At 66.1% G+C, this 25,439-nt stretch carries 15 protein-coding genes and 1 tRNA gene; 6 read left to right on the top strand and 10 right to left on the bottom strand.

Annotated features, from left to right (window positions below; translation table 11 throughout):
* The first annotated feature begins 211 nt into the window (after window positions 1-211).
* Complete coding sequence (locus V7787_RS24080; protein WP_336089793.1) at window positions 212-1,795, top strand: DHA2 family efflux MFS transporter permease subunit; 1,584 nt, start codon at window positions 212-214, stop codon at window positions 1,793-1,795.
* 154 nt (window positions 1,796-1,949) lie between these two features.
* On the opposite strand, the gene V7787_RS24075 is transcribed toward V7787_RS24080, so the two are convergent.
* The 3 genes from V7787_RS24075 to V7787_RS24065 all read right to left on the bottom strand — a co-directional run bounded on the left by V7787_RS24075 (window position 1,950) and on the right by V7787_RS24065 (window position 6,052).
* Window positions 1,950-2,984 (bottom strand): NADP-dependent oxidoreductase, encoded by a 1,035-nt coding sequence (locus tag V7787_RS24075; protein WP_336089792.1) that lies wholly within the window; start codon window positions 2,982-2,984, stop codon window positions 1,950-1,952.
* 149 nt (window positions 2,985-3,133) lie between these two features.
* On the bottom strand, window positions 3,134-3,730 hold the full coding sequence (locus V7787_RS24070; RefSeq protein ID WP_336089791.1) for a TetR/AcrR family transcriptional regulator: 597 nt from the start codon (window positions 3,728-3,730) through the stop codon (window positions 3,134-3,136).
* Window positions 3,731-4,324: 594 nt separating this feature from the next.
* Window positions 4,325-6,052 (bottom strand): hydrogenase maturation protein, encoded by a 1,728-nt coding sequence (locus V7787_RS24065; RefSeq protein WP_336089790.1) that lies wholly within the window; start codon window positions 6,050-6,052, stop codon window positions 4,325-4,327.
* 694 nt (window positions 6,053-6,746) lie between these two features.
* Between V7787_RS24065 and V7787_RS24060 the strand changes: the two genes are divergently transcribed.
* Window positions 6,747-6,962, top strand: coding sequence for a hypothetical protein (locus V7787_RS24060; RefSeq protein ID WP_336089789.1), 216 nt, complete (start codon window positions 6,747-6,749; stop codon window positions 6,960-6,962).
* A 73-nt stretch (window positions 6,963-7,035) separates the two neighbouring features.
* Window positions 7,036-7,455, top strand: coding sequence for a glutaredoxin family protein (locus tag V7787_RS24055; protein ID WP_336089788.1), 420 nt, complete (start codon window positions 7,036-7,038; stop codon window positions 7,453-7,455).
* 168 nt (window positions 7,456-7,623) lie between these two features.
* On the opposite strand, the gene V7787_RS24050 is transcribed toward V7787_RS24055, so the two are convergent.
* The 3 genes from V7787_RS24050 to V7787_RS24040 form a co-directional block, all read right to left on the bottom strand.
* Window positions 7,624-8,364: a hypothetical protein gene (locus V7787_RS24050; protein WP_336089787.1), complete on the bottom strand. Its 741-nt coding sequence runs from the start codon at window positions 8,362-8,364 to the stop codon at window positions 7,624-7,626.
* Window positions 8,361-9,773 (bottom strand): DNA repair protein RadA, encoded by a 1,413-nt coding sequence (radA, locus tag V7787_RS24045; protein ID WP_336089818.1) that lies wholly within the window; start codon window positions 9,771-9,773, stop codon window positions 8,361-8,363. Before radA ends, V7787_RS24050 begins: the two co-directional genes overlap by 4 nt.
* 294 nt (window positions 9,774-10,067) lie before the next feature.
* On the bottom strand, window positions 10,068-10,364 hold the full coding sequence (locus tag V7787_RS24040; protein WP_336089786.1) for a hypothetical protein: 297 nt from the start codon (window positions 10,362-10,364) through the stop codon (window positions 10,068-10,070).
* A gap of 968 nt (window positions 10,365-11,332) precedes the next feature.
* On the opposite strand from V7787_RS24040, the gene V7787_RS24035 reads away from it, so the two are divergent.
* The 3 genes from V7787_RS24035 to V7787_RS24025 all read left to right on the top strand — a co-directional run bounded on the left by V7787_RS24035 (window position 11,333) and on the right by V7787_RS24025 (window position 19,108).
* Complete coding sequence (locus V7787_RS24035; protein ID WP_336089785.1) at window positions 11,333-14,389, top strand: autotransporter family protein; 3,057 nt, start codon at window positions 11,333-11,335, stop codon at window positions 14,387-14,389.
* A gap of 93 nt (window positions 14,390-14,482) precedes the next feature.
* Window positions 14,483-18,916, top strand: a complete 4,434-nt coding sequence (locus V7787_RS24030; protein WP_336089784.1) for an Ig-like domain-containing protein — start codon at window positions 14,483-14,485, stop codon at window positions 18,914-18,916.
* 116 nt (window positions 18,917-19,032) lie between these two features.
* A tRNA-Thr gene (locus V7787_RS24025) sits at window positions 19,033-19,108 on the top strand.
* Between the two features lie 293 nt (window positions 19,109-19,401).
* On the opposite strand, the gene V7787_RS24020 is transcribed toward V7787_RS24025, so the two are convergent.
* The 4 genes from V7787_RS24020 to ileS form a co-directional block, all read right to left on the bottom strand.
* Window positions 19,402-20,385 (bottom strand): glycoside hydrolase family 16 protein, encoded by a 984-nt coding sequence (locus V7787_RS24020; protein WP_336089782.1) that lies wholly within the window; start codon window positions 20,383-20,385, stop codon window positions 19,402-19,404.
* 484 nt (window positions 20,386-20,869) lie between these two features.
* Window positions 20,870-21,820, bottom strand: a complete 951-nt coding sequence (ispH, locus tag V7787_RS24015; protein WP_336089781.1) for a 4-hydroxy-3-methylbut-2-enyl diphosphate reductase — start codon at window positions 21,818-21,820, stop codon at window positions 20,870-20,872.
* A gap of 149 nt (window positions 21,821-21,969) precedes the next feature.
* Window positions 21,970-22,500, bottom strand: a complete 531-nt coding sequence (gene lspA / locus V7787_RS24010) for a signal peptidase II (protein ID WP_336089780.1) — start codon at window positions 22,498-22,500, stop codon at window positions 21,970-21,972.
* 92 nt (window positions 22,501-22,592) lie between these two features.
* A complete protein-coding gene (gene ileS, locus V7787_RS24005; RefSeq protein WP_336089817.1) occupies window positions 22,593-25,406 on the bottom strand; it encodes an isoleucine--tRNA ligase in 2,814 nt (937 codons plus the stop codon).
* Window positions 25,407-25,439: the final 33 nt, after the last annotated feature.

Below are 25,439 nucleotides of genomic sequence, written 5' to 3'. Positions count from 1 at the left end.
TTTCGCGAGTCCCAAAACCGTCATTCCGGCGAAAGCCGGAACCCATGTTGATCTTGCTGATACTCGCGATTCTCGACGGCAGCACCAAGAGCAACGTCAAAATGGCTTCCGGCTTTCGCCGGAATGACGGAATTGGGGGAAGGCAACACCGCACTCACTTCAGTTTTAGGCCCCGCCCCCACGCGGCCCCTCCGAACACACAGGCAGATCCATGTCCGCCACCACCGCCAACGCCGGAGCCGCACCCGCGGCGCCCGCCGCCCCCGGAGCGTTCCGGCCGCCGAACATCGCGCTGACCACGCTGGGCCTGGCGCTCGCGTCGTTCATGCAGGTGCTCGACATCACCATCGCCAACGTCTCGCTGCCCACCATCGCCGGCAACCTCGGCGGCAGCAGCAGTCAGGCGACCTGGGTGATCACTTCCTTCGCCGTCAGCAACGCCATCGCGCTGCCGCTGACCGGTTTCTTCACCCGTAAATTCGGCGAGCGCAAATTGTTCATGTGGGCCACCCTGGCCTTCGTGATCGCTTCGCTGTTGTGCGGTCTGGCCAACAGCATGGGTTTGCTGGTCACCGCGCGCGCGCTGCAAGGCTTCGTCGCCGGGCCGATGTATCCGGTGACCCAGGCGCTGCTGATCTCGATCTACCCACCGCACAAACGCGGACAGGCCATCGCGCTGCTGGCGATGGTGACCGTGGTCGCGCCGATCGCCGGGCCGATTCTCGGCGGCTGGATCACCGACAACTACAGTTGGGAATGGATCTTCTTCATCAACGTGCCGATCGGCATCTTCGCCAGCCTGGTGGTCGGCAGCCAATTGCGCGGCCGGCCGGAGAAGCTGGAAAGCCCGAAGATGGATTACATGGGCTTGATCACCCTGATCGTCGGCGTCGGCGCGCTGCAGGTGCTGCTGGACCTGGGCAACGATGAGGACTGGTTCAACTCGACCAAGATCGTGATCCTGGCGATCGTGGCGGTGATCGCCTTGGCGGTGTTCGTGATCTGGGAGCTCACCGAGCGCGATCCCATCGTCAACCTGCGCCTGTTCCGCCACCGCAATTTCGCCAGCGGCACCGCGGCGATGGTGCTGGCGTACTCGGCGTTCTTCTCGGTCGGCTTGCTGGTGCCGCTGTGGTTGCAGCGCAATCTGGGCTACACGCCGATCTGGGCGGGTCTGGCGACCGCGCCGATCGGCATCCTGCCGGTGCTGCTGACCCCGTTCGTGGGTTTGTACGCGACCCGCTTCGACCTGCGCATCGTCGCCAGCCTGGCCTTCATCGCCATGGCCTTCACCAGTTTCATCCGCTCCGGCTTCAATCTCGACGTGGATTTCCAGCACGTGGCGATGGTGCAGCTGTGGCAAGGCCTGGGCGTGGCGCTGTTCTTCATGCCGGTGCTGACGATTCTGCTGTCGGACCTGGAACCGCATGAAATCGCGGCGGGTTCGGGGCTGGCCACGTTCGTGCGGACGCTGGGCGGCAGCTTCGCCGCGTCGCTGACCACCTGGGGCTGGAACCAGCGCAGCACCATCCACCATGCGCAGTTGACCGAGCACATCGGCGCCTCCGATCCGGCGATCCGCCAGACCGTGGACGCGCTCGGCAACGGCGATGCCACCCGCGGCGCGCTGGCCTTGAATCAGATGATTTCGCAGCAGGCCGCGCAATTGGGCTTCAACGAAATCTTCTATCTGCTGGGCATCTTGTTCCTGGTGGTGATCGTGTTCGTGTGGTTCGCGCGACCGCCGTTCACCGCCAAGGCCGGCGGCGGCGCCGCGGCCGCGGGCGGACACTGATCGTCGAAGCACCGACTCACAGCCGTCTACAAGACACGTAACTCCCCACCGTCATTCCGGCGAAAGCCGGAACCCATTTTGATTTTGCTGCTAGCACCCAGAACGACGGCAGGCCGGGATTTCCCGGCCTGCCGTTTTTTACTGGTACGACCGCTCAGCCTTCGCCAACACGTACCACCAGCTTGCCGAAATTGCGCCCCTGCAGCAGCCCGATAAACGCCGCCGGCGCATTCTCCAGATCCACAGCCACATCCTCGCGCAGCTTCACCTTGCCTTGCGCGACCCACTCGCCCATCTCGCGCAGGAAGGTCTCGTAGCGTTCGGCGTAGTGATCGAACACGATGAAACCGCGCACGCGGATGCGCTTTTGCAGCACCGCCGACATGAATTGCGGCAGGCGGTTGGGGCCGGCCGGCGCTTCGTCGTCGTTGTAGTGCGCGATCACCCCGCACACCGGCACCCGCGCGCCGATATTGAGCAGCGGCACCACCGCGTCGAACACCGCGCCGCCGACGTTCTCGAAATACACGTCGATGCCGTCGGCGCAGGCTTCGGCTAAGCGCTGTTCGAACTGCGGGTCGTTGCGGTCCAGGCAGACGTCGAAACCGAGTTCTTCGACCGCGTAACGCACCTTGTCGGCGCCGCTGACGATGCCGACCACGCGCGCGCCCTTGAGCTTGGCCAATTGCCCGACCACCGCGCCGACCGCGCCGGTGGCCGCGGCCACCACTACCGTTTCGCCGGCCTGCGGCTGGCCGATGTCGAGCAGCCCGACATACGCGGTGAAACCGGGCATGCCCAGGCCGCCCAGCGCCAGCGAGGGCTGCGCCATCTCGCCCAGCGCGGTCAGATCGCTGCCGTCGGACAAGGCGTAGTCCTGCCAGCCGGCGCCGCCGAGAACCAGATCGCCGACCTTGAATTGCGGGTGCTTGGAGGCGACCACGCGACTGACCGTTCCGCCGACCATCGGCTCGCCCAGCGGCACCGCCGGGGCGTACACCGGCCCGACTTCGGCCATCAGATTGCGCATGTACGGATCCAGCGAGAGGTACAGCGTGCGCAGCAGCACCTGGCCGTCGGCCGGCTCGGGCACCGCGGCGCGATCGAGGCGGAAATCCTGCGCCGTCGGCAGGCCGCGCGGGTGGGCGGCGAGGAGGATGCGGCGGTTGACGGTATCGCTTTGCGGCATGGACGTGCTCCGGTGAGTTAGGCGTTGGGTGGAGGGGCGCCGCGCCTGAGGCGGGCGCCGGAGGGGATGGGTGGAACCCTGATTAGACCGGTCGTCTAGTTTCAGGGCGAACAAAAACGGAAGCGCTGCCCTGCTCCCGTTTCAATGAGTCAATGCAGCCCCAGCAACTGCCGGGTACCGGCCATGGCCGTATCCAGCGGCGTGCGGTCGTGGGTGATCTTGGCCAGCAGACTGGCGCCGAGCCAGCTCTGATACAGCGATCTGGCGGCGGCTTGCGGCGCGGGCGACGACGCCGAGGACAGGACCGAACCGTCGGCCCGTCCCGCCTCGATGCAACGCGCCAGCCGCTCGACAATGCCGCCGGTGCCGCGCGCCAACGCGGCGCGCATGCTTTCGGACAGGTCGCAGACCTCGGCGCCGAGCTTGACCACCAGGCAGCGGCTCTGCGCCTCGTCGCCGGTCTGCGACTCCATCCAGTCGTCGAAGTACTCCAGCAACCGCTCCGCGCCGGTGCCCGGCTGCGCCAGCATGGTGTCCATCCGGCTCAGGTAATCGGCGAAATATGCCTCCAGCACCGCCTCGCCGAAGGCTTCCTTGGAGCCGAAGTAGTGATAGAACGAGCCCTTCGGCACCTGCGCGGCGGCCAGCACCTCGGCCAGGCCGACTGCGGTGAAGCCCTTGCGGAGCAGCAGTGGGTGGGCGATTTCGAGGATGTGTTGGCGCACATCGGGGGTGGTGGCGTTCATGCGGCGCATCGTAGACCCGATTAGACCGGTCGTCTAGTGCCGAAATATGCAATTCGGCCGTGGCCTGGCTTCTGCGGAACCTGCGGCCGGAATGGCTGCGCATCCACCGGCCGCAGCGGCAGTTGTCGTGCGGGGTTTCCGCGGACTCACGTCGCGGTCGTGGCGCCCCCTCCCCGCGCCGAAAGCCTCACATCCCATCATTCCGGGGAAAGTCCCAATCCCCCCCGTCATTCCGGCGAAAGCCGGAACCCATTTTGACGTTGCTGTTGTTGTTGCGTTCCGAAGTTTGGAGCGGCAGCAAAATCAAAATGGGTTCCGGCTTTCGCCGGAATGACGGTGGGGGGATTTTCGCAGCGGCCGTCGGTAGACGCGCAACGCCTCTGAAGCGTTCGCGCCGACTGCGGACCGCGGCTTCGAATCGCCAGCGTTCGACAGCCGCGCTATCGCGACGTCGGCCGCCCGCCGCACCCGCGAACTACGCAGCTACGCCAACAACGAGCGCACGCCAAAATCGCCGCTCGCTCGGATGCACAAACGCACCCAAGCGCGCCCAAGCGACGCTCAAGCGACGCTCAAGCGACGCTCAAGCGACGCTCAAGCGATGATCCGCGCCTTCGCCCTGTTGCGCACGCCGTCGCTTTCCACCGGCGCGCTTTCGCAGGCATCGGCCGCGCACTTGAGCACGAACCGCCGACGCGCATCGTGATAACTGCGATCGGCGCCGAAGAAGTTGCGGTACATGTGCGCCAACTCCTCGGCGCCGTAGCTCTCCAGCGGTTTGCGCCGCTCATCGGCAGCGCGGCGGCGGCGTTTGGCGGCCAGCGCCTTGCGCACGCTCAGCGGGTCGGCGGCGCGTTCGGCGCGCTGTTCGACGTGAGCGACGAAATCCATGCCGCCGGCGCCGAACGCGGCATCGATCAGGCCGATCCGCTCGGCCCCGGCCGCGCCGATCGGGCGCAGGCCTTCGGTGAGTTCGCGCGACAGCGTTTCGCCGACCCGGCGCGGCAACAGATAGGTCCAATACTCCGAACCGTACAAGCCGCCCATGCCCTTGTAATGCGGGTTCATCACCACGCCGCGCCGCGCCCAGACCTGATCGGCGGCCAGCGCCAGGATCGAACCGCCGGCGCCGGAATTGCCCTGCATCGCCGCGATGGTCAGATGCGAATCGGTCAGCACGATTTCGCGCACCAACGCGTTCATCGCCAGGATGTTGCGCCACGATTCCAGCGCCGGATCGGCCGCGGCCTGGATGGTGTTGAGGTGGATGCCGTTGGACCAGATGTCGCGGCCGCCCATCAGCACGATCGCCCGCGTCGGCCGCTGCCGCGCGTGCAGGAACGCGGTGCGCAGGCGGTCGCATTGCGCGGTCGACATCGCGCCGTTGTAGAAATCGAAATGCAGATACCCGACCGCGCCGATTTCGCGATAGCGGATCTGCCGGTAACCGTGATCGCGCCGCCCCGCCACCGAGGTCGCCGGCCGCAGCGGCCGTTGCGCCACGCCTTGCAGGCGCTGTTCGCCCAGCACCAGGGTCGCCGGCAGTTTGATCCCGTCTTTCTCGCGCAGATGGCTCAGCCACAACGCGCCGTCGGCGGTGCCCACGCACACCGCGCCTTCGCGCCGGCCCAGCAGTTCGCCGGGACGGCCGCGCAGCGACGGCTCCACGTGCGCGCCGAATACATGGCAGCGCAGGCCGGCGATCTCGCCGCGCGCGCCGGGAAAACTGTCGCCGCTGCGGATCCGCGCCAGCAGCGCGGCGTTGTCCATCTCCCAGTCCAGGGCGCGGTCGCTCGCGCGCATGCTCGCGCGCAAGCGGCCGCGCACGTCGGGGTTGGCGTAGTCCAAGGGCTGCGGGCTGCGGTCGCCGGCCTCGAACCGCTCCACCGCCTGCAGCAACGCGCGCACCGCCGCGTCGGTGACTTCGTGGCGATACAACTCGCTCTTGGACACGCCGCGCACGGCGAAACCGGCGCTGGCCCAGATGTCGCCGGCATCCATCTCGGCGGCGGCCTGCAGCACGGTCACGCCCCAGTCGTGTTCGCCTTCCAGCAGCGCCCAATCCAGCGACGACGGACCGCGGTCGCCGACGATGCCGGGATGCACGATCAAACAGGTGTGACGGGTCCAGATGTCTTCCGGAATCGCCGACTTGAGCATCGGCGCGACGATCAGCTGCGGCCGCTCGCGCGCGACGGCCGCGCGCATGGTGTCGGGATCGGACGCCACCTGGACGACGACGTGGTGACCCAAATCGGTGAGTTCGGCCCAGGCGCGCTGCGCCAATCCGTTGTACGCGGTGCACAGGAAGACGATCCGCATCGCACGCTCCTTGTCACGACGAAGGTCCGAATGTGTGCCAAGGCGCGTTCATAAACCTAAGCACCGATCACAGATTAATGCTGCGCCGCAACGGGCAGCACGAATTTAGACAGGCGTCGCCGTTCGATCGGTTTGCGTTGCGAGTGTTTCCGATGCGCGGTGGCGGTGGCTGCGTCCGTTTTCCCAATCCGATCTCGTTATGGGTTCGCTCGGCGTGGGAGGCATCGCGCCGGCGGGGCTGCGCTTGGGCTATCGATCAGCGGCCGCATTCGCAGGCGCTCGCTGATGTGTCGCGGTGTGCGCGATGCGATGAGACGGATCCGCGAACTAGCGAGTCGGCGAGCGCGTCGATGTTTGGATGAGGTTCTCGTTCGGAGTGGCCGATAGAAAGAACCTGGCTGAGGTTGTGGGGAGCAAAGTCAAAATGGGTTCCGGCTTTCGCCGGAATGACGGTAGGTAGAACGCGACGCGGCGTGCGCGCGGCGATATGCCCGACGCCTGCGGCTGCCGCAGAACGGTGTTGCATCGCAGCGCGAAACGCCCCGCTCCGGCACGGGTCGCCGGTTCGATTCCGCCGTTTCTCCGCGCTTGTCCAAGCCGTCGTGTGACTCGCGTCGCGGCCGTGTTGGCAGCGGTGCCGGCGTGGTGCTACAACCTGTGCGCCCAATGACGGGCAATTCAAGGAGGAAAGGACATGATCGTCCAACGTAAGGTGTCGCGACTGGCCGTGGTCGCCGCATTCTGCTTCGGCACCGCGCTCTCGCTCAGCGCGCTCGCCCAGAACCCCTGGGAAGTCTGCCAACAACGCTGCGAGAAGCGCTACGACGACTGCATCGCCGCCGGCGGCACCCAAGCCACTTGCGAGAGAGGCCTGCGCACCTGCATGAGCCGTTGCGGCACGCCTCCCTGAGCGCTTGCGCTCTGAGTTAGGCTGAGAAACATCGCGGGAGCATTCCGCTCCCGCGAACTCTTGAGGACAAGGAATGAACTTCAAGTCGATTCTGACCACCATCGCCGTGATCGCCATAGCCTTGGGCCTGGGCGTGGGCGCCGGTTATCTGGTGCGCAACAGCGGCCTGCTCGGCGGCGGTGGCGGCGGCGTGCAATTGGCTCAGGGCGATTACTCGCAGATCTACGCCAACGCCGGCGGCGACGTGGTCATGTACAGCCTGTCGACCTGCCCGTTCTGCAAGCAGGCCAAGGAATTGCTGGAGAAGCAGAACGTGGCTTTCGTCGAGCGCGTGATCGACAAGGACGCGGCCGCCAAGAAAGAAGCCGACGGCCTGAAGATCAACAGCGTCCCGGTGATCTACATCGGCGACACCAGCATGCGCGGCTTCGACGAAGCCAAGTTGGTCGAGTTGATCCAGGCGCACGCCAAGGGCGGCAAGCCGGCGGCTTGAGGCCTTCGCAAGCGGGCGCTCGGAACATCCGCTCCCGGCACAACGCCTTCCGGCGATCTTCCTGTAGCAGCGGCGCGAGCCGCGACCGCGAATTCCGGCTTGCGTCGTAGCCAGGATTCGCGGTCGCGGCTCGCGCCGCTCCTACAGGAGGGGCATCGGGCAGCCCCCTCAACCAGCCACGGCACGCAGAGCAAAACCGGCAAGCGCGCCCAGCACCGTACCGCCGACCACTTCCGCCGCGCTGTGCCGCGCCATCCGCAATCGCGCCCAGCCCAACACCGGCAACAACACGGTCGCCGCGCACGCCCACGGCCAGGACAAGGCCGACAGCGACACCGCCGCGAACGCCAGACTGGCCATGTGCAGCGACAGTTTGATCCAGACGTTGAGCGCGGCCGCCACCAGCAGCATCGCCGCCACCGCGACGATCCCGGTGGACAGCGCCCCGCTGAGCCCCCGCATCCACCACCAACACAGCGCCAGAACCGCCAACAGCACCAGGTACAACAGCGGGCGTTCGCGGCGATCCGACGCGTCCACCGTGCCCCAGCGGCCCGAGTGCTTGCGCTGCAACACGAACAGCCACGTCGCGGCGATCGCCGCACCGACGCCGATCAGGGCATGCGCGAGCGCCTGCGGCGCCGATTTGCTTATGCCGAGCAAGGTCAGCAGCAGGAACACCGCGAACGGGTGCAGGACGATCGAAACCAAGCGCGCGACCACGTAATCACGGCCGCGCTCGAACGACGCAGATGCCGAATCGGTGCGCGCTGGTCCGGTAAGCTCGAACGCGGTTTGTCTGGACGCCGAACCCGCGCCGCCCTGCTCGCCGACCGATCCAGCAGCGGACGAAGCCGACGAAGCCGTCGCCTCCGACGCATCGCCACGCTCGCCCGGCCCCACGCTCACGCCGCGTCCAACGCCTCGGACAGACGCTCCACCGCGATCACTTCCATCTCGCCGATACGGCCGCCGCGCGGGGCGTTGCCCTTGGGCACGATGGCGCGCTTGAAACCGTGGGTGGCGGCTTCCTTCAACCGATCCTCGCCGTTGGGCACCGGCCGGATCTCTCCCGACAGACCGACCTCGCCGAACGCCACCGTCTGCTCGGCCAGCGGCTGATCGCGCAGCGACGATAGCACCGCCAGCAGCAGCGGCAGATCGACCGCGGTTTCCTGCACCCGGATGCCGCCGACCACGTTGACGAACACGTCCTGATCGCCGACCGCGATACCGCCGTGACGGTGCAGCACCGCCAACAACATCGCCAGGCGGTTCTGCTCCATACCGACCGCAACCCGGCGCGGGTTGGACAGCGGCGAAGAATCGACCAGGGCCTGCACCTCGACCAACAGCGGCCGGGTGCCTTCGCGAGTGACCATCACGCAACTGCCCGGCTGCGGACTGCGGCTGCCGGAGAGGAAGATCGCCGACGGATTGGGCACCTCGCGCAGGCCCTTGTCGCTCATCGCGAACACGCCCAGCTCATTGACCGCGCCGAAACGGTTCTTGAACGCGCGCAGCACCCGGAAGCGGCTGCCGCTTTCGCCTTCGAAATACAGCACCGCGTCGACCATGTGCTCGAGCACGCGCGGGCCGGCGATGCCGCCCTCCTTGGTGACGTGGCCGACCAGGAACACCGCGGTGCCGGTTTCCTTGGCGTAACGCACCAGCCGCGCCGCGCTTTCGCGCACCTGGCTGACCGAACCCGGTGCGGCGCCGAGTTGCTCGGTCCACAAGGTCTGCACCGAGTCGGCGACGATCAAGGCCGGCTTCATCTTCGAGGCGTGTTCGAGAATGCGCTCGACCCCGGTTTCGGCCAGTGCGTGCACGCCGTCCAGCGGCAGGCCCAGGCGCGACGCGCGGCCGGCGACTTGCGACAGCGATTCTTCGCCAGTCACGTACAAGCCCGGCAGGGTTTGCGCCATGCGCGTGATCGCCTGCAGCAGCAGGGTCGACTTGCCGATGCCCGGATCGCCGCCGACCAACACCACCGCGCCGTGGACCAGGCCGCCGCCGAGCACCCGATCGAACTCGCCGATACCGGTGCTGACCCGCGACTCTTCGCTATGGGTAACGTCTTTGAGCGCGGTCACCGCCGGCGCATCGACCCGCCCGGCCCAACTGCTGCGGCGGCTGGCGCCGGCCCCGCCCGCGCCGGACTTGGCCGCCGGCTCGATCACGAACTCACTGAGCGTATTCCAGGCCCCGCACTCGCCGCACTGGCCTTGCCATTTGCTGTAATCGGCGCCGCATTCGGAGCACACATAGGCGGTGCGCGCCTTGCCGGCGGCGGACTTGCTGGACGACTTGGGCAGATTGGACACGGGCGGGCGACGACTGCGAGCGGAATCAAGCCGCACTTTAGCCGCTGGCGGTCGCATCGTGCGAGACGGGACACGAAGGCGCGGCGGATTCCTACGCGTGTCGGGACATCGACTTCGTCCGAGGGTGGCTTTCGCGGTGTTCGCATCGTCCGCGGTCGCGGCTCGCGCCGCTCCTACAGGTGGCCCAGATCGATCCGAAGACCTTGCAGGAGCGGCGCGAGCCGCTACCGCGACACCGCATCTACGCCGAAACCATCCGCAGCCAATGCACCAGCCGCCGACCGCTCAAGCCGCCATCGGCCGATGCGGCCGATGCTGTTCGGGATAGATCGCATACAAACTCTGCTGCGGCCGCGCCAACAAGCCGCCGACGTCGTAGGCGGCGACGATGCTGTAGCCGCGCGCGTCGATGTCGTTGGCGATCGCATGCCAGTCCAGCTTGGGCATGGCCATCGCGGTGTCGATGGTCCAGCCGAAGCGCAGCGCGCCGAGCGCTTTCATTTCGTCCAGGGGCAGCCAGCTGTCGGACGGAGCCACCACATAGCCCTCATCGTCGCCTACCACGAATACGTCTACGCGCATTTTCGTCAGTGCCTTTGCTGTTGATCCGCAAGCCGGCGCATGGTGTCGATCCGTCCGATAAAAAAAGGTGAAAAAGGAATGGCCAATTGGTGAAACCGCAGGCCAGGACCAGTTTGAGTTCACCTTCTATGCACGCTGATGACAAACGCCCTGTTGGGCACAGTGTGCGGGGTTGCGGTCGCGTGGACTGCGACGTCGGCGGTGCGCGAGGGGTCGCAAATTCGGCGTGGCGTTGGTCGGGTTGGTCATCGGCATCGGCATCGGCTCCGACCGCGCTGTCCGTTGAGCGCGGACGTCGGCGTTCGCCCGGCCGCTACGGCTCGGCCTGGCGACGCTCGCGGAACTCCGCCCGTCTCCGGTGGCGCCCGGTCGCCGACCTGGCATAGGCCAGGCCTTGCCTAGCCTAGCCTGGTCGGGTCGGGTCGGGTCGGGCCGTTCGACGGCTCCGCCGCCCGGCCGCCCAAACAGCGGAAACCTCGCCCGGTCGTTTTCCGGATCCGCAGTGCCTTGGGCACCCCTGCCCCCCTGCCGGACCCACCGCCGAATTGCCTCCCCGGCCCGTCGCCACGGCCTCGGTGCCCCAGGCCGTCCAGCCCCGCCAGACCGCCCTTCCCGGCGTCTCATCGATGCCGTGGAAACCACAAAAAATGCCGGTTTCGCCTTGATCCGGCTACGCTTTTGCCAGTATAAAAGCAACGCCGCAGGGGGCTGCGGTCAAGGGGAAAGTCACACGGAGGACGTACCGCAAGGAAGCCGCACCCAGGCCATGACAGGCCGCTCGCTAAGACCTAGCGCCCATCCGCTCCCGAACCTTCGGGATCCGCGGACCCCGCATCTACCCAGATCACGCCGCCGTGCGCGCCATCGCGCATCCGCGGCGCTGGTCTTCAGTTTGTTCCAGCGTTCGAACGCGAACTCAAAGGAGTGGTACCGCAATGGCTTGTAATGTTTCGCTCAGGAAATGCGTGTTGGCTTCGGCCCTGGCCACCGCTTTGCTCGCGCCTTGCGCGGCGGGGGCGGTCAGTGGGCAGCAGCATGCGAGCCTCGGGGTCATCAATCTGACCGACACCGAATATCTCACCAACGACCCAGGTGAGTACGCGCTGTGGACGACCTTGACTGGCGCCATCACCCGCCATCCCGCCAATGCCGCGCAGATCACCGTACGCACCAACGGACTGAACGCCCACGCCATCTTCGTCGACGGCGGCCCCATTGCCGTGAACGACTTCATCGTCCGCACCGCAGGCGATGGATCGCACGGCATCTTCGCCCGTGGCAGCAACATTACGGCGAACAACGTCAACATCGAAACCCTGGGCGTGAGGGCCCATGGCATCTTTGCCCAGAATCGCGTCCTCATGTCCGACAACGCTCAGATCAATGCCAAGGGGGCGGGGTCTCACGCGTTGTATGTGCTCAATAGCACCAGCGCAAACAGCACCATCACCAACAGCACGCTGACCGCCAACAATGGCATCTCGTCCATTGCCTCCGGCCATGCCGCGTACATTTCCGCCAGTACCGCGATCATGGAAAACGTGACTGCGAACGGCTCGGTGCTGGTCGATGCCGGCGGCACGCTCCTGTTCGATAAGTCGACCCTCAACGGCGTGGGCAGCGCTCAAGGCGTTGGCTCGTCCTTGCAGATCACCGACGGCGAAAATCACACCGGCACAGTCTACGCAGCGGGTGGCGGCAAGGTAGACGTCGCCACAGCCGTCTTCACCCATGTATCCAACGACACGGGCTTAGGTGCGTTCTTCAGCGCGGAAAACCGTGGGGAACTATCGATCAACGAAGTCACGATGAACGCGTCGGGCATGTCCCTGATCGGCATCGAGGCCGAAGGCGGTAAAGCCGAAGTACTGTCGAGCAAGATGAATATCTCGGTTAATGAGGGCTATGCCCTTGAGGTGATCGGCGATCGGGCAGGCAGCCGCTTCGGCGAGATCAAAATGAAGTCCACCCAGATCGACGCGAACGGCAATGCCAACCTCGGCGGCGCTTATCTGCATGACGGCGATCTGACCATGGAGGAGGACTCTTATCTGAAGACCACTGGTGGCGACGCAATCGTCATCTCGTATAACTACGACCCGATGGATCCAGTTCCGATTCCTACTTCGAAAATCACGTTGGCGAGCAACTCTTCGATCGTCGGTGGCAACGGTCGACTGATATCGGTGCAGAATGAACGGACATCGACTTCGCTGTCGTTGGATACGGGTTCCACCGCCTTCGGCGACATCAAGTTCTCTACTTCGGTACACGGCACGCCCGACACCGACGGTGACGGCGTCCTCGAGAACAACGTCGACGTGATCGTGCTCAACAACGCTCGTTGGGAAGGCGCTTCCGACGCGGTGCGCCAGTTGTCAGTGTCCGACGGCGGTCGCTGGACCGTGACCGGCAATTCGCTGGTATCCGCATTGACTCTGGGTGGAGGCGCTAACGGCGGCGGCGTAGTCGCCTTCGCCGCACCGGCCACGGGCGGTTTCAAGACGTTGACCGTAAGCGGCGATCACATCGGCGACGGCGGCACCTTGTTGATCAACACCGCGCTCGGCGATGACGCATCGCAGACAGACAAGCTGATCGTGAAAGGCGACACCAGCGGTTCGACCAAGGTGACGGTCACCAACGCCGGTGGCACTGGCGCATTGACGACCAACGGCATCCAGGTGGTGCAGGTCGATGGCGCCTCCGAGGGCACCTTCGCCCTCAATGGACGCGTTGTGGCCGGCGCCTACGAGTATCTGTTGAACAAAGGCGGCATTGCCGATCCGAACGACGGCGATTGGTATCTGCGCTCGCAGTTGGATCCGACCAATCCCGGCAACCCGGGCAATCCTGGCAACCCCGGAAATCCGGGCAACCCGGGCAACCCGGGTAACCCCGGCAATCCTGGAAATCCCGGCAATCCGGGTAACCCTGGCAATCCTGGAAATCCGGGCAACCCTGGCAATCCCGGTAACCCGGGCAATCCCGGAAACCCCGGCAACCCTGGTAACCCCGGCAATCCGGGTAACCCTGGCAACCCCGGCAACCCCACCGGCCCGCGCCCCACCCCGCCCGGCATGATCTACCGCCCCGAAACCGGCGCCTACCTCGCCAATCAGGCGGCCGCGGTGTCGATGTTCCAGCACTCCCTGCAAGACCGCAGCAGCGAAACCACCTACTCGGATCTGGGCGACCGCGATTTCTCCGCGTGGACCCGCGTGGTCAGCCGCAAGATCGACGGTCACGCCGGTCTGCAGCAGCTGGAAACTTCCACCGACACCCAAGTGCTGCAAGTCGGCGGCGATATCGGCATCTGGAGCGGCGACAACCGCTTCCACATCGGCGTGATGGCCGGCACCGGCCGCGCCGACACCAAGGTCGACTCGGAAATCATCGGCTACCACGCCAAGGGCAAGGTCGACGGCTACAACCTCGGCTTCTACGGCACCTGGTTCGCCAACGCCACCGATTCGGCCGGCCTGTACATCGACGGCGCGCTGCAATACGGCCGCTACGACCACAAGGTGCGCGGCGATCTGCTCGACGAAGAGAAGTACAAGTCCGAAGCCTGGAGCGCATCGCTGGAAGCCGGCTACGCCTTCGTGCTGAACCCCAACGGCGGCTTCATCATGTACCTGGAACCGCAGGTGCAGCTGATCCACACCGACTACTCCTCCGACAGCCACGCCGAAGCCAACGGCACCCGCGTCGACGACATCAAGGCCGGCGGTTTGACCAGCCGCGTCGGCCTGCGCTTCTACGCGCACACCGACAGCGCGGCCACCAGCCGCATGCAGCCGTTCCTCACCTTGAACTGGTGGAACAACGACGAACGCAACCAGATCGCCTTCGACGGCAGCAAGGTCGAACTGGAACTGCCGAAGGAGTTGTACGAAGCCAAGCTTGGCGTGCAAGCGCAGTTCGGCAGCGGTTGGGGCGGCTGGGGCAACGTGAGCCTGATACAGGGACGCAACGACTACAAGGACACCGGCGCGCAACTGGGTCTGAACTATCGCTGGTAACCGCAACACATCACCCCGGGCAACCGGGGTGATCTTTTTGGGGCCGCGCAATCGCGGCCCTCGCGCCCAGACAAACACCACAAGGAACGAGCCATGAGGCCTTTACCGCAGGGACTAGCTAAGCGTTGGGCTTGGTGCGGCGCCGCGCTGGCGTTGTGCCTGACCACCAGCGCGATCGTGTTGGGTACTGGCGACGCCAACGCGGCGCTGGAACCGCTGCCGCCGCAACTGGCGCGCGCGTTGGCGCTGAACCCGCGCGAGGCGCGCGCGCAACTGCCCGACGGACGCTGGCTGGTGCTGGAACGCGACGGCAGCGCGCTGAAGTTGATCGAGGATCGCGACAACGGCGCGGTGCTGCGGCGCTGGCCGCTGAGCTCGCCGCGACGGCTGGCCAGCGTGAGCCTGCTGCCCAGCGGCCGGGTGTTGATCTGGGGCGGTGTCGACGGCAACAACCGGCCGCAATCGACCGGCCTGTGGTTCGATCCGGATTCGCGCACGCTGACGCCGACCGCGGGTTTGAATCTGTCGCCGCGCGCCGGCCACGCCGCGACCGTGCTCAGCGACGGTCGTCTGTTGATTACCGGCGGCTGGATGCCCGGCGCCGTCGGCGTCGCCAAAGCCGAACTGTGGGACGAACGCGGCAGCGCCGCGACCTTGGCCAGCGGCCGCCTCGCTCCGGCGCGCCTGGGCCATCGCAGCCGATTGGAAGCCGACGGCCGCGTGCGTCTGTTCGAAGGCGTCGACGGCCAAGGGCGCAAGTTGGCGCAGGACCAACTCTACGACCCGGCCCAGGAAAGTTTCGCCGCAGCAGCCGCCATGCAGAACGCGGCAACCGCGCAAGCGCCGCGTCTGGTCGCCTCCACGCCGCGCAACCAGAGCCGTGGCGTGGCCACCGACGCGCGCTTGTCGCTGCGTTTCAGCGAACCGCTGCGCGCCAGCGAACTCAACCGCGCCAACATCACCCTGCTCGGCCCCGGCGGTTTCGCCGCGGTGCGGGTCACTCCGGCCGAAGCCGGACGCTTGTTGTTCGTCGCGCCGCAACAACGGCTGCAGGCCAATGCCGCGTATTCGCTGTTGATCGACGGCGTGCACGCGCGCAACGGCCAGGCGTTGGCGACGACGTTGATCGATTTCGAAACTGCGGGCGCGCGCGCCGACGCAATCAGCGACACCACCCGCGCGCCGACGCGCACCGCCGCTAACGCCACAGTTCGCCCGGCCGCGTCGATCGCCGCCGCGCCGGCCGCGAAATCCGCATCCGTTCCCGCGCCAAGCGCCGCCACCATGGCCACATCGGTCGCTATCACCCCCGACGGCGCGCCGGGCACAGTGGAAACGCTCACTCCCGACATTCCGGGCGAAGTGAGCTTCAACCTCGGCACCGGCAATTTCGGCTTGGGTATCGGCCCGCTGCAAACTCCAGGCTCGACCGCCCCCGCCACGCTGACCATACGTCGCTTCGGCACGGTAGTCGCCAGCATCCCCTGCCCGGTCGCGTTCGGCGGCTGCGCGTTCAATCTGGGGCAGAGCGGCAGCTACACCGCACAACTGCTGCCGCCCGCGGGCGCCACGCTCAAGTTCACCGCCACGCTCAGCCGCGACCGCACCGCGACCATGTCGGTCACCAGTTCGCCGGTCAGCATCAGCCTGACCCGCCGCGGCCAGAACGCGCGCGTCACGTTCAACGCCACCGCCAGCACGACCGCCAATATGGGCATCCGTACCACCGGTCAACGCACCACGCCGGCCGGTCGCGACATGGCGTACACCTTGTATGCCCCCAACGGCAGCTTGGTCACCGGCCGCTTCACCAGCGCCAGCGATGCGCTGATCGGCCCGTTTTTTCCGGTGACCGGCACTTACACCTTGCTGCTGGAACCGATTTACGGTGAAACCGCCACCGTCAGCGTCTCCACCGGCCCCAGCAATCAGCTGCTCGTCGACGGCGAGCCGCGCATCCGCGAGCGCGTGGCGATCGGCTCGTTGTTGACGATGGACCTGGAAGCGAACGCCCAGCTCAGCCTGGGCGTCAGCGGATTGAGCAACGGCAGCGGCCCGGTCACCCTTAGTTTGCGCGCCGGCGCCGGCGGGCCGAGCCTGGTTTCGGATCAGTGCGTGCCGTACAACGGCGGCTGCCGCTTGAACATCTCCGGCCTGCCGGCCGGCATGTATATCGCTCAGTTCGGCACGCCCTCTTCCGGGTCGGGCACGCTTAGCTACACCGCGCACCTGAGCTCGCAAAAGCGGATCGAACTCACCACCGCAGGCTCCAAAGCGCTCGACCTGCGCCCCGGTCAGAATGGCTTCGTCGACTTCGACTTCGATCCGAACCAGAGCTCCAACCTGAGCATCTCCGGCGTAACCACCGCGCCGGCTCAGCGCCCGATCGTCTACACCCTGTATTCGCCCAACGGCTCGCCGCAACAGACCACGACGGTCCCCGGCCCGACTCAGATGTCTTTGCTGGGCCTGCCCGCCGGCCGTTACTCGTTGCGGGTCGATCCGAAGTACGGCGAAACCGTCAGCGCCCGGTTCGAACTCAACAACCATATCGTCACCGCTCAAGTCGGCGGACCGACGGCCGAGATGAGCACCCGGCTCCCCGGCGAATCCATGACCTTTTTCCTCGACACCTCCGGTTCGGCCAATGCATGGGGGCTGGGCCTGGGCCTGACCGAGATGAGCATCGCCGGAACCACCCAGCCGCCGACCGTTACGGTCAAGCGCGCCGATGGCAGCATCGTGCACTCCAAGACTTGCCCGGCGGCGCCGCAGCAAGAAAGCTGCGACTTGAACCTGCCGACGCTCGCGCAAGACCTCTACCGCGTCGAAGTGGTTCCGCCGGCGGGCGCCGGCCCGATGCAATTCCGCGCGACCGCCAGCGAAGACCTGGGCGCACCGCTGCGCCGCGGCGATACGCCGTTTGCGTTGCAGCTCACCCGCCGCGGCCAAAACGCAGCGCTGTATTTCGAAGCCCGTGCCGGCGACAACCTCAATCTGAGCGTGCGCGATCAACTCACCCAACCGGCCGGCGCCACGGTCGCCTACAGCGTGCGCAAACCCGACGGCACCGTGCTGACCAGCAACTCGGTCGGCGCCAACGGCACCGGCGGCCTCAGCTTCCGCAACCTGCCCGACAGCGGCTACTACAGCGTGTTCGTCGATCCCGAACAGGCCGCTTTGGCGACCGCGAACATCGCCATTCCCTACGACACCAGCGCGCCCCTGGTCGCCGACGGCGAACCGCGCACGCTGCGCAATCAAATCCCCGGCCAGGCGATGTATCTGAACTTCCGGGTCGAGCAAGGCGCCAACCTGGGACTGGGTCTGGATCAACTCGAAGGCGTGTCGGCCGGCAACGGCGCGCTCGCCGTCACCGTGCGCAAGACCGTCAACGCGGTGCTTGCCAGTACCACCTGCGAAGGGCGCATGGGCGGTTGTGCGATCAATCTGCCCAACCTGGACGCCGGCTATTACTGGGCGGAAATCATTCCACTCAGCACTCAGACCGCTTACGGCTTGCGTGCGACCCTGAGCTCGGATCAGTTGCACACCCTCGCGCTCGCCCAACCCCTGCAAGCCGTGATCGATCGCTGGGGCCAGAACGCGCGTTATCGCTTCCAAGCCAGCCAAGGCCAAGACTTGACCTTGGCGATCACCGATCACAGCCATGCCTCGCTGCCGCCGGGCCCGCTGCCGGAGCACAGCTTCAGCTACACCGTGCAAGGCCCCGACGGCCGTCTGGTGAGCCGCGGCGAATCCAATGCCGGCGCGTTCCTGCGCTTCGGCCCGCTTGAGCAGACCGGCGAGTACAGCCTGCTGATCGACCCGGTCCAGGGCGACACCATGAGCGCGCAGGTGCAGCTCAACCTCAACGAAAACCTCGGCCATCTGAACGTCGACGGCGACCCGTTGCGCATGGCCACCCAGTTCGCCGGGCAACCGTTGATGTTCACTTTCGACGTCGACGCGCAGCCGCGGATGTACCTGAGCATCGTCGCGGTCGAGCCGCGGCAAGTGCCCGGCTACGAGTTGCGGATCGAACGCGAAGGCATGCCGAGCATCGAGGTCGAATGCGGAGCCGACCGCCTGGGCTGCGTATTGCCGCTCAACGGCCTCGCCCCCGGCCGCTACTACGCCGCCCTGGCCAACGTCGCCCCCAACGGCCCGCCGCATTTCGCCGTCGACGCGATCCTGAGCACGCCGAGCACCGGCGCGCTCGTGCCCGGCCAACCGCAGCCGTTGCAGCTGCGCAGCGGCCAACCCGGCGAACTGAGCTTCAGCGGCGCCAGCGGACAAGGCCTGACCCTGGCGGTGAGCGGACAAGCCACCGTCCCGGCCGGCGCCGCGGTCCAGTACGTCGTGCGCACGCCCGGCGGCGCCGTCTTGGACTCCAGGACCTCCACCGCCGCCGCGTTCAACGCCGATTTGCCGGCCCTGCCGGCGGATGGCGAATACACCCTGCATGTCTCCGCGGGCAACGGAGCAAGCGTGCAGGCGCAGCTGCGATTGGACCCGACGCCCTGAGTCCCTGGTCGGCCCGGTGCGGCGAAATCGCCAAACCGGGCCCGGCGCGGCGGGACAGCGCCGATTTCCCCAGAATTGACCGCCCAGGCCCCGGCCGCCTAGAATTGCCGTCCTTCGCCGGAATAGCTCAGTTGGTAGAGCGGCGCATTCGTAATGCGTAGGTCGTAGGTTCGATTCCTATTTCCGGCACCACGTAACCCCGAGAAGAAAACAACCGCCCGGCCAACGATCCAACGGCCGGCAACTTCCCGGAAAGAAAAGCCCCGCCACCGCGGGGCTTTTTTCTTGCCGATAAGCACAAGAAGAACCCAACCGCCCGGCCAACAATCCAACGGCCGGCAGCTTCCCGGAAAAGAAAAGCCCCGCCATCGCGGGGCCTTTTTCTTGCCGATAAACGCAAGAAAAACCCAACCGCCGGCAACTCCCCGGAAAAGAAAAGCCCCGCTATCGCGAGGCCTTTCTCTCACGCAAGAATCCAGACCCGATCAAAGCCCGCAGGGCGAAGGCAACACCGGATTCTGCTCCTTGACGTTGTCGACATGAGCCACCTTCTTCCCGCGCATGCCGGCGACTTGCGCCTCCACATCCGCGGTAGTGATCGCCACGCCTTCCTGGAAGAACACCCAGTCGATGTCTTCCTGATACTCGCGCATTTCCGGCGAGGCGACCGGCCCTTGCGAGCCGTCCGCGCCCTTGGGCATGAACCACAGGTTGAAGTTGATCGACATGAAATCCTCCGGATACACGGCGCTGCTGTGTTCGGAGAACAACTCGCCGTCGACGTAGTAACGCAGCTTCTTGTCGGCGACCGTCAGCACCAGGGTGTGCCAGCCGGCGTAGCTGCCTTCCTTGCGCGAGAACTCGTTGACCTTGGTCCACGGCTCCAGCTGGAAGGTGTCCCAACTGGTGGTCCACATCGCTGGCTTGGCGTTTTCGCCCCAGCCGCCGTTGGGCAGGTACTCGAAATCGGTCTCGCTGTAGTTCTTGTCCATCGGCGCCTTCAGCGGGCTGATGGCATAGAAGGTCTGGATGACCTCATCGCCGTCGGGCCCGAAGCTCGGCTGATCGCGGAAGAAGATCCGCGCGGCGTAAGTGCCTTCGCGATATTTGCGCGCGTGGCAGAACTGGGTGTGGCGGGTTTTCTCGCCGGTGCCGTTGGTGACCGAGCTCATCCGGACCGCGCCGGCCTCGGTGTCCGGGATATCGGCATGGAACGACAAACCCTGCGCCGACCAGGTCGCGCCCTTGATGCCGGGGTGGCCGGTTTCGGTTCTTACCTTCCAGCCGTTGCCCTGGAACGCGGCCAGATCCGGGTAATTGAAATCGTCGAAAAACACCGGCGCGGTCGCCGCGGCGGCGGCAGGCTCGGCGGGCTTGGTTTCAGCCGGTTTGGCTGCCTGTTCGGCCGCCGGGTCGGTCTTGGGACCGCAGCCGGCGAGAGAAATCGATGCAGCAAGAACGCTAACCAAAACAATCCGATGCCGCCCCATGGTGTCATCCTTTTGTCTATGACTGAGTGTTGGTGGTCGATTGCAGCGGACAAATCTGGCGCAGTTTAGACAACGTTGTCAATTAGCCATTCCGCGAAGACCAAAGCTCATCGGGCTGGCCCGGCACTCGAATGCGTTAGGCGCTGCGGCGAGCGCGCGCGCATCCGCAGACACGCAGAGACATCCGCGACGCAACGGATCGACGGTTCACCCCTAACATTTGGCCCCACCAGAAACGGCGCAGCCCCTTCCCAGCCCGTCATTCCGGCGAAAGCCGGAATCCATTTTGATTTTGCTCTTACAACTACCGGCCCCCCTCTTTGCCGGCGAGTCTCACCCTAGCGACAGAGCCCGGCAGCTCGAACAGAAATACAAAAAACAAAGGCCCGCATTCGCGGGCCTGGATCGGTTCCAACGATTCGCTGCAGGACCGGCGTTCCCACCGGCCCCACCGCAAGCCTTCTCAGCTGACCAACTGCAGCCGCAATTCCTTAGGCAACGCGAACACCATGTCCTCAAGCTCGCCATCGAGCTCGCGCACGCGCTCGGCGCCCAGCTCATGCAAGCGCTCGATCACCCCGCGCACCAGCACTTCCGGCGCCGACGCGCCGGCGGTGACGCCGATGCGCTTGCGGCCCAGCACCCACTTGGGATCGATCTCGACCGCACCGTCGATCAAATGCGCTTCCACGCCCTCGCGCTCGGACAACTCGCGCAAACGGTTGGAATTGGAGCTATTGACCGAACCGACCACCAGCACCAGATCGCACTGCGCCGCCAGTTCGCGGACCGCGTCCTGGCGATTCTGGGTGGCGTAGCAGATGTCGTCGTGACGCGGGCCCTGGATCGCTGGGAATTTGCGCCGCATCGCTTCGATCACGCTGCGGGTATCGTCGACCGACAAGGTGGTCTGGGTGGTGTAGGCCAGGTTCTCGGGCTGATCGACTTGCAGGCGCTGAACGTCTTCGGCGTCCTCGACCAGATAGATCCGGCCGCTGCCGGCTTCGCGCCGCCACTGGCCCATGGTGCCTTCCACCTCGGGGTGGCCGGCGTGGCCGATCAGGATCACGTCGCGGCCGGCGCGGCAATGGCGCGAGACTTCCAGGTGCACCTTGGTGACCAGCGGACAGGTCGCGTCGAACACCTTCAGCTGACGCCGCTCGGCCTCCTCGCGCACCGCCTTGGACACGCCGTGGGCGCTGAAGATCACCGTCGCGCCGTCGGGGACTTCATCGAGCTCTTCGACGAAGACCGCGCCGCGGTGCTTGAGGTCGTCGACGACGAAGCGGTTGTGCACGACTTCATGGCGCACGTAGATCGGCGCGCCGAGGGTTTCGATGGCGCGCTTGACGATTTCGATCGCGCGATCGACGCCGGCGCAGAAGCCGCGGGGGTTGGCTAGCAGGACGTCCATGGGACGCGATTGTACTCCTGTGGCGGAAAGGCGGCGTCGCGGTATCGGTGCGGTTGCCGGAACGGGGGATTCCATCTCAGTGGGGGCGAGATGGGGTGGTTGGGGCTTGGGGCCGTCGTCGCGGCTGGTTTGCCCTCACCCAGCAAACCTCAAGCCTTACCCGTACCCGGCCGCCGATCACCGTCGGACTTGCCCGCAAACAACCCATACGCAGCAATCCCGATCGCCCCCGCCACAATCGCCGAGTCGGCGATATTGAACGAAGGCCAGTGATACTCGCCCACATACCACTGAATGAAATCGACCACGTGCCCATGCATCAGGCGGTCGATCACATTGCCGATCGCCCCGCCGATCACCAGCGCATACGGCAACGCCGTCTTCCAGTCGCCGCGTTCGGTGCGCGCCAGCCAGCTCGCAAGCAAGCCGCTGATCCCGACCGCCAGCACCATGAAGAAATACTTCTGCCAGCCGCCGGCATCGCTGAGGAAGCTGAAAGCCGCGCCGGTGTTGTAGCTGCGGTACCAGTTCCAGAACCCGTCGATCACCGGCACCGGCGTGTATTCGGGCAGCGACGCCAACACCCAGGCCTTGCTCCACTGGTCGAGCGCGATCACCACGACCGAAACGATCAGCCAGACGAGCGCGTTCTTGCCGGGTTTATGTGCGGTATCGGTCATGGGGCCTGCAGTCTGCGAAAACGAAGAAAGTCGAAAACATCAGTTGGAAACCACACGCACGGCAACGACGCCGCGCGCGCAGCGATCTCGCATCAGAACCAATGCCGGACCTCGCCCTCGCCGGCCACGTTGCTCACGCAACGCCCGCACAGCTCGGGATGGCCGGCATCGGCGCCGACGTCGGCGCGGTAATGCCAGCAACGCACGCACTTGCTCTTGCCGGTCTTGGCCGCGAGCACGGCGATGTCCTTGATCTCATCGTCGGCGATCACTTCCACGTCGCCGCTGATGAACAAGAAGCGCAGTTCGTCGGCCAGCGGCGCCAGCCAGTTCTGGTCGGCGACGCCGCAACGCAGCGAGATTTCCGCTTCCAGCGCCGCGCCGATCTGGCCCGCCGCGCGCATCGGTTCGAGCGTCTTGGCGACGTTGTCGCGCAACGCCAGCAAACGCTTGAAGTCCTCATCCGACAAGGCCGCGTCGGCGGGCAACAAGGCCAAGCCGTCGTACCAGGTGGTGAACAGCACGTTGTCCTCGCGCGGGCCATGCTCGGTGTTGGCCGGCAGGTGGCGCCACATTTCGTCGGCGGTGAACGCCAGCACCGGCGCGATCCAACGCACGAACGCTTCGGCGATGCGATACATCGCGCTCTGCGCCGAACGCCGGCCGGGCGAGTTTTCCTGCATCGTGTACAGGCGGTCCTTGGTCACGTCCAGGTACAACGAGCCCAGGTCGACGCTGCAGAAATTCGACAGCAGTTGCACGATCTCGGCGAAGTCGTAACGCTCGTAGGCCGAAGCGATGCGATCCTGCAATTCGGCCGCGCGGTGCACGATCCAGGCGTCCAGCGCGACCATTTCGTTCAACGGCAGCAGATGCCGGGCCGGGTCGAACCCGTTGAGGTTGCCCAGCAGGAAGCGCGCGGTGTTGCGGATGCGGCGGTAAACGTCGCCGCTCTGCTTGAGGATCTTGTCCGACACCGACATCTCGGCGCTGAAGTCGGTCGAAGCGACCCACAGGCGCAGCACGTCGGCGCCCATCGCATCGATGACCGTCTGCGGCACCACCACATTGCCCAGCGACTTGGACTGCTTGCGGCCGTTCTCGTCGACGGTGAAGCCGTGGGTCAGCACCTGCCGGTACGGCGCCACGCCGTCCATCGCCACGCCGCTGAGCAGCGCGCTGTGGAACCAGCCGCGATGTTGGTCGGAGCCCTCCAGATACAGATCGGCCGGCTTGCGCAGCCCGTCCTGCGGGCGCTGGGCCAACACGCATTCGTGGCTGGCGCCGGAGTCGAACCAGACGTCGAGGATGTCGGTGACCTTTTCGTAGTTCGCCGCATCCTCGCCGAGCAACTGCTCGGCGCTCATCGCGTACCACGCTTCCACGCCCTCGCGTTCGACCGCGTCGGCGACCTGACGCATGATCTCCACCGTGCGCGGATGCGGCTGCCCGCTTTCGCGATCGAAGAACAGCGCGATCGGCACGCCCCAATGGCGCTGGCGCGAGATCGTCCAGTCCGGACGCGCTTCGATCATGTTGTAGATGCGCGCCTCGCCCCAGCCCGGCACCCAGGTCACGCCGGGAATCGCGGCGAGCGCGTCGCGGCGCAGGCCGGCCTGCTCCATCGAGATGAACCACTGCGGCGTGGCGCGGAACACCACCGGCGTCTTGTGGCGCCAGCAATGCGGATAGCTGTGCTTGAGCCGGCCCGACGCCAACAGCACGTCGTGCGCCTTGAGCACCTCCAGGATGATCGGATCGACCTTGAAGATGTGCACGCCGGCCAGGGTGTGCTCATCGGCCGGCGGCGTCGACGGCAGGTAACGGCCGCGTGCGTCCACCGGGTTGAACTGGGCCGGGGTGTAGTCCTTGAGCAGGCCGTACTTCAGCGCGACCGCATAGTCTTCCTGGCCGTGGCCCGGCGCGTTGTGGACGATGCCGGTGCCGTCTTCGGCCGACACGTAGCCGTCCACCAACACCGGCAACTCGCGCTCGGCGTAGAACGGATGCTGCAAGCGCTGGCCTTCCAGTTCGACGCCGCGGGCGCGGCCGTGCACGACCACTTCCTCGACGCCATAGCGCTTGAGCGCGCGCTCGGCCAGCGATTCGGCCAGCACCAGCAAGCGGCGGCCGCCGTCGGCGCGCTTGGGGCCTTCGACCAACACGTAGTCGAGCTCGGGACCGACGGTGACCGACAAGCTGGCCGGCAGCGTCCACGGCGTGGTGGTCCAGATCGGCACCGCGATCAGGGTGTCCTCATCGACCGCCGCACCGAACACCGCGGCCAGGCCGCGCGCGTGCTTGGCCACGTAGCCGACGTCGATCTGGGTCGATTCCTTGTCCTGGTATTCGATCTCCGCCTCGGCCAGCGCCGAGCCGCAGTCGAAACACCAATGCACCGGCTTGGAGCCGCGCAGCAGGTGGCCGCGCTCGACGATCTTCGCCAGCGAACGGATGATGTCCGCCTCGTAGCGGAAATCCATGGTCAGGTACGGGTTGTCCCAATCGCCGACCACGCCCAGACGCTTGAAGTCGCGGCGTTGCAGATCGATCTGGGTCGCGGCGTAAGCGCGGCACTTGGCCCGGAACTGGGCGGCGTCGAGCTTGTCGCCGACGCGGCCGAATTCCTTCTCGACCTTGTGCTCGATCGGCAGGCCATGGCAATCCCAGCCCGGCACGTAAGGCGCGTCGAAGCCGGACAACAGCTTGGACTTGACCACGATGTCCTTGAGCACCTTGTTGAGCGCGTGGCCGATGTGGATCTCGCCGTTGGCGAACGGCGGGCCGTCATGCAGGATGAAGCTGCGCTCGCGGCCGCCGGTTTTCTCGCGAATTCGCTGATACAGGCCCTCGCCCTCCCAGCGCGCCAGGGTTTCCGGCTCGCGCTTGGGCAGGTCGCCGCGCATCGGGAAGTCGGTCGCCGGCAACAGCAAGGTGGC

The sequence above is a fragment of the Pseudomonas sp. CGJS7 genome (assembly GCF_036961695.1).
This window is presented reverse-complemented; position numbering and strand designations above follow the sequence as displayed.

Bases quoted from the DNA above. Each gene is read 5' to 3' on its own strand.
- V7787_RS24080 (WP_336089793.1), top strand. From the start codon at position 212: ATGTCCGCCACCACCGCCAACGCCGGAGCCGCACCCGCGGCGCCCGCC.
- V7787_RS24075 (WP_336089792.1), bottom strand. From the start codon at position 2,984: ATGCCGCAAAGCGATACCGTCAACCGCCGCATCCTCCTCGCCGCCCAC.
- V7787_RS24070 (WP_336089791.1), bottom strand. From the start codon at position 3,730: ATGAACGCCACCACCCCCGATGTGCGCCAACACATCCTCGAAATCGCC.
- V7787_RS24065 (WP_336089790.1), bottom strand. From the start codon at position 6,052: ATGCGGATCGTCTTCCTGTGCACCGCGTACAACGGATTGGCGCAGCGC.
- V7787_RS24060 (WP_336089789.1), top strand. From the start codon at position 6,747: ATGATCGTCCAACGTAAGGTGTCGCGACTGGCCGTGGTCGCCGCATTC.
- V7787_RS24055 (WP_336089788.1), top strand. From the start codon at position 7,036: ATGAACTTCAAGTCGATTCTGACCACCATCGCCGTGATCGCCATAGCC.
- V7787_RS24040 (WP_336089786.1), bottom strand. From the start codon at position 10,364: ATGCGCGTAGACGTATTCGTGGTAGGCGACGATGAGGGCTATGTGGTG.
- V7787_RS24030 (WP_336089784.1), top strand. From the start codon at position 14,483: ATGAGGCCTTTACCGCAGGGACTAGCTAAGCGTTGGGCTTGGTGCGGC.
- ispH (WP_336089781.1), bottom strand. From the start codon at position 21,820: ATGGACGTCCTGCTAGCCAACCCCCGCGGCTTCTGCGCCGGCGTCGAT.
- lspA (WP_336089780.1), bottom strand. From the start codon at position 22,500: ATGACCGATACCGCACATAAACCCGGCAAGAACGCGCTCGTCTGGCTG.
- ileS (WP_336089817.1), bottom strand. From the start codon at position 25,406: ATGCGCGGCGACCTGCCCAAGCGCGAGCCGGAAACCCTGGCGCGCTGG.